3 protein-coding genes are annotated in these 1,731 nt (G+C 73.1%); 2 read left to right on the top strand and 1 reads right to left on the bottom strand.

Annotated elements, in window-relative coordinates:
- Positions 1–155: 155 nt before the first annotated feature.
- Both Q0L15_RS21905 and Q0L15_RS21900 read left to right on the top strand, forming a co-directional pair.
- On the top strand, positions 156–623 hold the full coding sequence (locus Q0L15_RS21905) for a DUF5994 family protein (RefSeq protein WP_296606937.1): 468 nt from the start codon (positions 156–158) through the stop codon (positions 621–623).
- Between the two features lie 86 nt (positions 624–709).
- Positions 710–1,030 (top strand): helix-turn-helix transcriptional regulator, encoded by a 321-nt coding sequence (locus tag Q0L15_RS21900; RefSeq protein ID WP_296606936.1) that lies wholly within the window; start codon positions 710–712, stop codon positions 1,028–1,030.
- Positions 1,031–1,067: 37 nt separating this feature from the next.
- On the opposite strand, the gene Q0L15_RS21895 is transcribed toward Q0L15_RS21900, so the two are convergent.
- Positions 1,068–1,731 (bottom strand): maleylpyruvate isomerase family mycothiol-dependent enzyme (locus Q0L15_RS21895; RefSeq protein ID WP_296606934.1); only part of this gene is annotated, 664 nt, incomplete at its 5' end.

Raw genomic sequence — 1,731 nt, 5'->3', positions numbered from 1 at the left:
TCGGCCACGCCTATGGCGGCGGCTCGCAGTTCTTCGCGATGTGGGTCGTGGGGTCGGAGAAGCCGTCCAACTAGAGCCGGCGGCGTAAGGTCGAGGTGACTGACCGCTGCGGAAGCTCCACCTCGGAGCACCGAGCCGGTCGAGAGGCGGGCGTCATGGCGCCGAACACCCCCTACTCCACCTCGACGGGGCTGCGGCTCCGGATGACGGCCACGCCCGGACGCGACACGTTGGACGGCGGCTGGTGGCCACACAGCCGCGACCTCGTGACCGAGCTCCCCGTACTCGTCGCGGGCTTCCCTCCCGAGCTGGGCAGGATCCAGCGAGCGATCTACTCGCCGCCCGACTGGGAGCCCGCTCCCCGCCGGATCCCGGTGCGCCACGGCTTCGTCAAGGTGGGCTCGTTCCCCCGCGACGACACCCACCTGATCCTGCTGACGACCTCCGACCGCAGGACGCTTCGGGTGCTGGTCGTCCCGCCTGACCTCACCGGCGACCAGGGCGAGGAGGCGCTGCTCGCCGCCGCGACCCCACGAAACTCTCACGACGCGGCCAGCCTCCTGCAGACCGTCACCGACCAACCCGACCTCAACCCCGACGACCGTTGGATGCCCGGCAGCTGAGGCGCCGCGCGCGGGTTCTGGCGCCGGGTGGTTCGCCCTGAGCGAACCGCGGCCCCGTAGCGGGTGCCCGTGCGTAGAGTCGGGCCATGGGTGACGTCGTCGCATTCCCGGTCCCGCCGCACCGCTCCCCCGGCCCCGAGCCCGAGCCGCTGTGGCGCGAGGCCGTGGGGCACGAGCTGCGCGAGGAACGGCGTACGGCGGGCCGGACGCTGGCCGACGTCGCCGAGCACGCCGGGGTCTCCACGCAGTACCTCTCCGAGGTCGAGCGAGGCCGCAAGGAGCCCAGCTCGGAGGTGCTCGGCGCGGTCGCCGGGGCGCTCGGGCTACGGCTGGTCGACCTCACCGCGCGGGTGACCCGCCGACTCACCGTCGGGGAGATCTCCGGGCCGGTCTGCCTCGCCGCCTGAGTCGACCCGCCCGAAACTTTCGGGCGGGTCGACGTGATCAGTAGCCCGGGAAGACCTTCCGCAGGTCGTCGAGGGTCACGTTGCCGGTGACCGCGACACCGTCGGGGGTGACCTCGGGGCGGAGTCGACCGGTGATCATCCGTACGGCGGCCTCCTGCTCCCCCTCGAAGGTCGCCGTCGGATCGGCGAGCTCGGTGGTCACGGCGACCTGGTCGGTGACGACGATGCCGCCGCCGGGGATCGCCACGCGAGCGGGCTCGGCGAGCCGCTCGGCCTTCGCCGAGAACCCGAGCAGGAACGCCAGAGGTCCGGCGAGCAGCTCCACCAGCAGCTCCGCCGAGGCGGGCTCGATGCCGGCGGACGGGTCGAGACCGACGCGCACGTCCCAGGCGTGCGCGGCGACCTCGTTGAGCCGCATGCCGAGCGCCACGACGAGCGGCACCGGCTCGGGCAGGAAGCCGAGGTCGACGGTGAGCGTCGAGCGCTGCTCGGGCGTCAGCGACTCCAGCAGGTCGACGAACCGGCCGTCGTGCTCGACGAAACCGGCCGCCTGGTCCACCGGGCTCGCGGCGTCCCACCGAGCCCACACGGCCTGGTTGTCCTCCTCGGTGACCGGCACCCCCGCAGCGCGGCCGACGGGCTTGTGGAAGATCTCCGCCCCGCTGCCGAGGTGCGAGAGCACCTGGGCGATGCTCCACTCC

It is taken from the genome of Nocardioides sp., assembly GCF_024509035.1.
GTDB lineage: Bacteria > Actinomycetota > Actinomycetes > Propionibacteriales > Nocardioidaceae > Nocardioides.
The sequence above is the reverse complement of the archived record's forward strand: the minus strand, read 5'-3'. Positions and strand labels throughout refer to the sequence as shown.